General features: G+C 50.9%; 8 protein-coding genes. 5 read left to right on the top strand and 3 right to left on the bottom strand.

Translation table 11 applies throughout. The features are described from left to right. Window positions 1-403: 403 nt before the first annotated feature. From leuA to leuD, 4 genes are read left to right on the top strand one after another with little or no spacing between them, the layout of a single operon-like run. Window positions 404-1975: a 2-isopropylmalate synthase gene (gene leuA, locus MES37_RS12565; RefSeq protein WP_064539954.1), complete on the top strand. Its 1572-nt coding sequence runs from the start codon at window positions 404-406 to the stop codon at window positions 1973-1975. A gap of 1 nt (window position 1976) precedes the next feature. Beyond that, the gene (leuB, locus tag MES37_RS12560; protein ID WP_064539956.1) at window positions 1977-3068 is read left to right on the top strand and encodes a 3-isopropylmalate dehydrogenase; all 1092 of its coding nucleotides are present in this window, start codon (window positions 1977-1979) and stop codon (window positions 3066-3068) included. Window positions 3069-3070: 2 nt separating this feature from the next. Next, on the top strand, window positions 3071-4471 hold the full coding sequence (gene leuC / locus MES37_RS12555; RefSeq protein ID WP_064539959.1) for a 3-isopropylmalate dehydratase large subunit: 1401 nt from the start codon (window positions 3071-3073) through the stop codon (window positions 4469-4471). A gap of 11 nt (window positions 4472-4482) precedes the next feature. Further along, window positions 4483-5088 (top strand): 3-isopropylmalate dehydratase small subunit, encoded by a 606-nt coding sequence (gene leuD, locus MES37_RS12550; protein ID WP_237931560.1) that lies wholly within the window; start codon window positions 4483-4485, stop codon window positions 5086-5088. Window positions 5089-5216: 128 nt separating this feature from the next. On the opposite strand, the gene MES37_RS12545 is transcribed toward leuD, so the two are convergent. The 3 genes from MES37_RS12545 to trmB all read right to left on the bottom strand — a co-directional run bounded on the left by MES37_RS12545 (window position 5217) and on the right by trmB (window position 7051). Beyond that, window positions 5217-5933, bottom strand: coding sequence for a DUF2884 domain-containing protein (locus MES37_RS12545; protein WP_064539964.1), 717 nt, complete (start codon window positions 5931-5933; stop codon window positions 5217-5219). A gap of 72 nt (window positions 5934-6005) precedes the next feature. After that, a complete protein-coding gene (locus MES37_RS12540) occupies window positions 6006-6332 on the bottom strand; it encodes a YggL family protein (protein ID WP_064539966.1) in 327 nt (108 codons plus the stop codon). Next, entirely contained in the window at window positions 6332-7051 is a 720-nt protein-coding gene (gene trmB, locus MES37_RS12535) for a tRNA (guanosine(46)-N7)-methyltransferase TrmB (RefSeq protein WP_064539968.1), read from the bottom strand. The genes MES37_RS12540 and trmB overlap by 1 nt, the downstream gene beginning before the upstream one ends. 155 nt (window positions 7052-7206) lie before the next feature. Between trmB and mutY the strand changes: the two genes are divergently transcribed. Beyond that, the gene (gene mutY / locus MES37_RS12530) at window positions 7207-8289 is read left to right on the top strand and encodes an A/G-specific adenine glycosylase (protein WP_157092904.1); all 1083 of its coding nucleotides are present in this window, start codon (window positions 7207-7209) and stop codon (window positions 8287-8289) included.

Below are 8289 nucleotides of genomic sequence, written 5' to 3'. Positions count from 1 at the left end.
ACATTATATTTTTAATTGTTTCTGAGAATTTCAATTTTACAGGGGAACGTAAGTAATCCTTTTCCATACTTTTTAGATATATTATGAAAGTTAGATATGTCAGCACAAATGGCTTAGATCGGTGGTTGTCTTTCAATCCTTAATCGGGGGTTGAGGCAATCGAGTGTTGACACAGCAAAGCAGATCAAGTACCAATAAATGCATAACGAATTCACTTGAGGCTTGAAACATGATTCGCAGCATTCGCCTACTAGACCTACTACTAAACGCAACTTCTTTGCGCGGTAGGCTGGTGGGCGAAATCAAGCGTTGATTCAAGCCATCAGACAGAAAAAACCCGCGCCACTGCGCGGGTTTTTTTATGCTCGTAGCAACGGCCCCTAAGACGAGAAAGGACCACAACATGAGCCAACAAGTCATTATTTTCGATACCACTTTACGTGATGGTGAGCAGGCGTTACAGGCTAGTCTGAGTGTTAAAGAGAAACTGCAAATCGCAATGGCACTGGAGCGTATGGGTGTTGACGTGATGGAGGTTGGTTTCCCTGTTTCCTCCCCTGGTGACTTCGAATCTGTGCAGACCATCGCTCGCAACATCAAAAAAAGCCGTGTGTGTGGCCTCGCTCGTTGTGTAGATAAAGATATTGATGTTGCAGCCGAAGCATTAAGAATTGCCGAGGCCTTCCGTATTCACGTGTTCCTGGCGACATCCACGATGCACATCGAAACGAAACTACGTAGTACCTTCGATGATGTGTTAGCCCGTGCAGTCAATTCTGTAAAACGCGCCCGTAACTACACCGACGACGTAGAGTTCTCTTGTGAAGATGCAGGCCGGACCCCAATCGATAACCTGTGCCGCATTGTAGAAGCTGCAATTGGCGCTGGCGCTACCACAATTAACATCCCGGACACCGTGGGTTACACCACTCCAGTACAGTTTGGCGGCATTATCCAGACCCTGTATAACCGCGTCCCTAACATTGATAAAGCGATTATCTCCGTTCACTGCCACGATGATTTGGGCATGGCGACAGGCAACTCTATCGCGGCAATTCAGGCAGGCGCTCGCCAGGTTGAAGGCACCCTGAACGGCATCGGTGAACGTGCTGGTAACACCGCGCTGGAAGAAGTGATCATGGCGATTAAAGTACGCGGCCAAATGTTGGGCGTGCATACCAATATCAATCACCATGAAATTTACCGCACCAGCCAGATTGTCAGCCAGTTGTGCAACATGCCAATTCCAGCTAACAAAGCGGTGGTTGGTTCCAATGCTTTCGCGCACTCCTCCGGTATTCATCAGGATGGCGTACTGAAAAACCGCGAAAACTACGAAATCATGACCCCGGAAACTATTGGCTTGAATCAGGTGCAATTGAACCTGACCTCCCGCTCTGGCCGCGCTGCTGTGAAACACCGCATGGAAGAGATGGGTTATAAAGAAGACGATTACAATCTGGATTCGTTGTACGACGCCTTCCTGAAACTGGCTGATAAGAAAGGCCAGGTATTTGATTACGATCTGGAAGCTCTGGCCTTTATCGGTAAGCAACAAGAAGAGCCAGAACATTTCCGCATGGAATACTTCAACGTGCAGTCCGGTTCAAGCGTGATTTCTACCGCTTCCGTCCAGTTGCAATGTGGCGAAGAAACACAATCTGAAGCAGCAACAGGCAACGGCCCGGTCGATGCGGTCTACCAGGCGATTAACCGCATCACCAATTACGATGTGGAACTGGTGAAATACCAGCTGTCTGCGAAAGGCCAGGGTAAAGATGCGCTGGGTCAGGTGGACATAGTCGTCACCCACAAAGGCCGTCGCTTCCATGGCGTAGGTCTGGCGACCGATATCGTCGAATCCTCAGCAAAAGCGATGGTCAACGTGCTGAACAACATCTGGCGCGCGGGAATCGTCGAGAAAGAATTGCAACGCAAAGCTCATAATAAAGAAAATAATCAGGAAACCGTGTGACATGTCAAAAACTCATCATATAGCAGTATTGCCGGGTGACGGCATTGGCCCAGAAGTCATGGCTCAGGCGCTGAAAGTGCTGGATGCAGTTCGTACGCGCTTCGATATACGCATAACCACCAGTCAATATGACGTGGGCGGTATTGCCATTGACCGCCACGGCAATCCACTGCCTCCGGTGACCATTGAAGGCTGCGAACAAGCAGATGCCATTCTGTTTGGCTCCGTCGGTGGCCCGAAATGGGAACACTTGCCACCCGCTCAGCAACCAGAGCGTGGCGCGTTACTCCCATTGCGTAAGCACTTCAAATTATTCAGCAACTTGCGCCCTGCTCGCCTGTATCAAGGCCTGGAAGAGTTTTGCCCGCTGCGTGCTGACATTGCCGCTAACGGTTTTGACATCCTGTGTGTGCGTGAATTAACCGGCGGGATCTACTTCGGCCAACCGAAAGGCCGCGAAGGTTCTGGCATGCACGAAAAAGCGTTTGATACCGAAGTGTATTACCGCTTTGAGATTGAGCGTATTGCCCGCATCGCTTTCGAATCAGCACGCAAACGTCGCAACAAAGTGACGTCGATTGATAAAGCTAACGTGCTGCAATCGTCGGTAATGTGGCGTGAAATTGTCGGCGAAATCGCTAAAGAATATCCGGACGTAGAACTGGCGCACATGTACATCGACAACGCCACCATGCAGTTAATCAAAGACCCATCTCAGTTTGACGTGCTGCTGTGCTCCAACCTGTTCGGCGACATTTTGTCTGACGAATGCGCGATGATCACCGGCTCTATGGGCATGTTGCCTTCCGCAAGCCTGAACGAACAAGGTTTTGGTTTGTACGAACCTGCTGGCGGTTCAGCGCCTGATATCGCAGGTAAAAACATTGCTAACCCAATTGCGCAGATCCTGTCTCTGGCTCTATTACTGCGCTACAGCCTGGATGCTGAAGAGGCCGCACAGGCCATCGAAAACGCTATCAACCTTGCGCTGGAAGAAGGTTTCCGTACCGGCGATTTGGCTCGCGATGGCAATGCAATCAGCACCGACGAAATGGGCGATACCATTGCTCGTTTCGTGGCAGAGGGGAAATAATCATGGCGAAGACGTTATATCAAAAATTGTACGATGCCCACGTCGTTTACGAAGCAGTAGATGAAACGCCGCTGCTGTATATCGACCGTCATCTGGTTCACGAAGTGACCTCCCCGCAGGCGTTTGATGGCCTGCGTGCGCATAAGCGCCCGGTGCGTCAGCCAGGCAAAACGTTTGCCACCATGGATCACAACGTTTCTACGCAAACTAAAGACATCAACGCTTCCGGCGAAATGGCCCGCATTCAAATGCAGGAGTTGATGAAAAACTGCCAAGAATTCGGCGTTGAGTTGTATGACCTGAACCACCCATTCCAGGGCATCGTCCATGTCATGGGCCCAGAACAAGGTATCACCTTGCCTGGCATGACCATTGTTTGTGGCGACTCCCACACCGCGACCCACGGCGCATTCGGTGCACTGGCGTTCGGTATCGGCACTTCTGAAGTTGAACACGTTCTGGCGACGCAAACCCTGAAACAGGGTCGTGCTAAAACCATGAAGATTGAAGTCACCGGCACCGCCGCACCAGGCATCACGGCAAAAGACATCGTGCTGGCAATTATCGGTAAAACCGGCAGCGCTGGCGGTACCGGGCATGTGGTGGAATTCTGCGGTAGCGCAATTCAGGCGTTGTCGATGGAAGGCCGCATGACGCTGTGCAACATGGCAATCGAAATGGGTGCTAAAGCTGGCATCGTTGCTCCAGACGAAACTACGTTTAACTACGTGAAAGGCCGCCTGCATGCACCAAAAGATGCCGACTGGGACGATGCAGTAGCGTACTGGAAAACCTTCAGCACCGACGAAGGCGCTAAGTTCGACACCATTGTAACGCTGGACGCCGCTGACATTGCACCGCAAGTCACCTGGGGTACCAACCCAGGCCAGGTGATTTCCGTCACCGAAAACATCCCGAATCCAGAATCCTTCGCGGACCCTGTTGAACGCGCCTCTGCTGAAAAAGCACTGGCTTACATGGGCCTGAAACCAGGCATTCCATTAACCGAAGTGGCTATCGATAAAGTGTTTATCGGTTCATGCACCAACTCACGCATTGAAGATTTGCGTGCTGCGGCTGAAATTGCCAAAGGCCGCAAAGTGGCTCCAGGCGTGCAGGCGTTAGTGGTTCCTGGTTCCGGCCCTGTCAAAGCGCAGGCCGAAGCTGAAGGTCTGGATAAGATCTTTATTGAAGCGGGCTTTGAATGGCGTTTACCAGGCTGCTCGATGTGCCTGGCAATGAACAACGACCGCCTGGAACCCGGTGAGCGTTGTGCTTCCACCAGCAACCGTAACTTCGAAGGCCGTCAGGGCCGTGGTGGCCGCACGCATCTGGTTAGCCCAGCAATGGCAGCCGCCGCTGCGGTATCTGGTCATTTTGCTGACATCCGCACGTTGAAATAAGGGAAAACACCATGGCAGAAAAATTTATCCAACATACCGGCCTGGTCGTTCCGCTGGATGCCGCAAATGTTGATACTGACGCAATCATTCCTAAGCAATTTTTGCAGAAGGTGACACGCACCGGTTTTGGCGCTCATCTGTTTAACGACTGGCGCTTTCTGGATGACGCAGGCCAAAAGCCAAACCCAGAGTTCGTGCTGAACTTCCCGGAGTTTAAAGGCGCTTCAATTTTACTGGCGCGTGAAAACTTCGGCTGTGGTTCTTCGCGTGAACACGCACCGTGGGCCTTAACCGATTACGGTTTTAAAGTGGTTATCGCGCCAAGTTTTGCAGATATTTTCTACGGAAACTCATTCAACAACCAGCTGCTGCCGGTGACGTTGAGCGAAAAAGAAGTGGACGAGCTGTTCAAACTGGTTGCGGCAAATCCGGGGATTAAGTTTGTCGTCGATCTGCAAGCGCAAACCGTAATTGCGGGCGAGAAAAGTTACTCGTTTAATATCGATACTTTCCGCCGCCACTGCATGTTAGAAGGGCTGGATAGTATTGGCCTGACGCTGCAACACGAAGGTTCAATTTCTGCTTACGAGCAAAAACAACCGGCGTTTATGCGTTAACAATAATGGCGGGTGTTTCACCCGCCATTAGACTGATGACACAGCTTTGTTGTAGGTCCGGTAAGCGCAGCGTCACCCGACAAATGGTGGATGACGCTTCGCTTATCCACCCTACAACGGCTAAAACATTACTTTAATGTTTCGACCAGCCCTTTGCGCTGCCCTTCCAGCGTCACCACTTTGCTGCACACATCGCGGCCAAATTGCTCGAAATCTTTTTCCTGATTTTTCCACTCATTCTGAATGGAAGTCTGTAAGCCACCAAGGCTACCCAGCACGCCTTGCAGCGGGTTACCGCCACCTTTCAGAACCGCTTTCGCACCCATTTCGTTGATGCTGTCTTGCAAGATGCCGCCCATCGCCTGGTTTACCAGCTGTTGCCCATCGGCTCGAACCTGGTCAATCGCTTTGTAATGGAAGGTTAAACCGTCCTGACGAGTCTCGATAATACGGTTCATCTGCTCTTTGAGTTGCGCGTCGAGTTTAGTCAGGCGGCCACGCATATTGCTGCTCTCACCCACTTCTTTAGCGATGATTTTATCCAGCGCGACACGGCCTTTTTCTACACGAGCCAAAGCACCGTTATTGATCCATGGCAGGTCTGTACGCAACGCTTGCTGATAATTCACCGCCAATTGGCGCTGCGTTGCATTTAAAGTCTGTGGCTTGCCGTTGAATTGCAGGCTACCGTCTGGGGCAATAACCAGATTTCCATTCTCACCAACAACCTGGACTGATTGCGGGTTGATGACCACGTCATCGCGAGGAGTGACGCTACATTTATAGTCGGCCTGCGCCTGCATCGCGGTGAGCAGCAAAACGCCCATCAGTGCCTTACGAATCATAGTGACTCCTGAACTTCTAAAAATTTAAGAAAAAAAAGGCCGGTTTTCACCGACCTAATTATTCTGCAAATATCAATCCCACCAAACATCAAACAGCTCGCTGGTGCGAACGTCTTCTGCTTTGTGATCTTCAAGCCATTTGCGCACCAGAGCCTGATGCTCTTCGGTGCATTTGCCGATTTCCTGCAGGCAGATTAAGCCTTCCCAGGAAAGGTGGCCGCCGCCATCAAAAGCCAAACCATTTTTATCGATAACTTCGTCAATAAACGCATCAACGATTTTATCAATTTGTTCTTCGGAGGTGCCTTCCGGGAAACGCCATGCAACAGAGAACCCTAGTTCCTGGAATTCGTCGATGTGCATTTTCTTACGCAAACGACGGCTACGATTAATTGCCATTACTTTACCCTCTCGAACATTAAGTCCCATACGCCATGACCAAGACGATGGCCACGTTGTTCAAATTTGGTCACCGGACGTGAATCCGGGCGCGGTACGTAGTCGTTACTCTCTGACTGGTTTTGGTAACCATCGATAGAGGACATCACTTCGAGCATGTGTTCTGCATAAGGTTCCCAGTCGGTTGCCATATGGAACACACCACCCAATTTCAGTTTGCTTTTTACCAGCTCGGCAAACGGCACTTGAACGATACGGCGCTTATTATGACGTGCTTTGTGCCACGGATCAGGGAAAAAGAGCTGAACCATGGATAAAGAATTGTCAGGAACCATTTTTTGCAGCACTTCAACCGCGTCGTGACACATCACGCGCAGGTTCTCAACGCCCTCTTCATGAGCTGTCGCGAGGCATGCACCGACGCCTGGCGAGTGCACTTCAATGCCTAAAAAGTTCTGCTGTGGATTAGCCTTTGCCATTGCCACCAGCGACGTACCCATGCCAAAACCAATTTCCAGCGTCACTGGTGCTTCGCGGCCAAACAGCTCGGCAAAATCGACAGGCGCGTCTTGATATTCAACGCCCATCACCGGCCAATAGTTTTCCAGTGCGTACTCCTGCCCTTTAGTCAGGCGACCCTGGCGGCGCACAAAACTACGAATCCGGCGCATTGCGCGGCCTTCTTCATTAAATTCCGGTGAGATGACGTCATTTTTCATGGTGTTCAGGCTTTGAGTTAGTGTTCGGGAAACGGGCATTATCCAAAGTTAATGATGAGAAGCAAGCACCAGAAAGTTCCGGTTTACAGCACGGAGCCGTCTGTGCTGGAATCAGCCCCCTAAATCACACATTTATCGGATGCCAGGCAACAATGATACAAGCGCCGCAATTCGCCAACCAGGTTCTCGACTGGTACCAAAAGTACGGGCGCAAAACCCTGCCATGGCAACTCGAAAAAACGCCATATAAAGTATGGCTGTCGGAGGTAATGTTGCAACAAACGCAAGTTACCACCGTCATTCCTTACTTTGAGCGCTTTATGGAACGCTTCCCGACCGTCACCGATCTCGCTAATGCGCCACTTGATGAAGTGCTACATCTTTGGACTGGCCTCGGTTATTACGCTCGCGCCAGAAATCTGCATAAAGCAGCACAAATGGTGGCTAATCTTCACAATGGCGTGTTCCCGGAAACCTTTGAAGAGGTTTCAGCGCTACCCGGTGTGGGCCGTTCCACCGCAGGTGCAATCCTCTCTCTATCGCTGGGCAAACATTTCCCGATTCTTGATGGCAACGTAAAACGCGTGCTGGCACGTTGTTATGCGGTTTCTGGCTGGCCGGGTAAAAAAGATGTTGAGAAGAAACTCTGGGACATCAGCGAACAAGTCACACCCGCGCAAGGCGTTAGCCAATTTAACCAGGCGATGATGGATCTTGGCGCGATGGTTTGCACGCGTTCGAAACCCAAGTGCGAACTTTGTCCGGTGAATAATATTTGTGTCGCTTATGCCAATAACAGTTGGGCGAACTATCCAGGCAAAAAACCGAAGGTGACGATACCTGAGCGCACTGGCTATTTCCTGATGATGCAGCATCAACAAAGCATCCTGCTTTCCCAGCGCCCTGCTGTTGGATTATGGGGCGGTTTGTACTGCTTCCCACAATTTGCGAGCGAAGAAGAACTGTACGACTGGCTAGCACAACGCAATATTCCCGCAGATAATCTCACGCAATTAAACGCCTTCCGCCATACATTCAGCCACTTCCATTTGGACATTGTCCCGATGTGGCTGCCGGTGCTTTCGTTTAATGGGTGCATGGATGAAGGAACCGCTCTCTGGTATAACTTAGCGCAGCCACCGTCCGTAGGACTGGCCGCCCCTGTAGAGCGTTTATTACAGCAATTACACGCCGAGCCGGTGGTACTTAAACCCGCACGAGCTGTTGAAGAGGAATAA

This window comes from Buttiauxella sp. S19-1, assembly GCF_022134725.1.
GTDB classification, from domain to species: domain Bacteria; phylum Pseudomonadota; class Gammaproteobacteria; order Enterobacterales; family Enterobacteriaceae; genus Buttiauxella; species Buttiauxella ferragutiae.
This window is presented reverse-complemented; position numbering and strand designations above follow the sequence as displayed.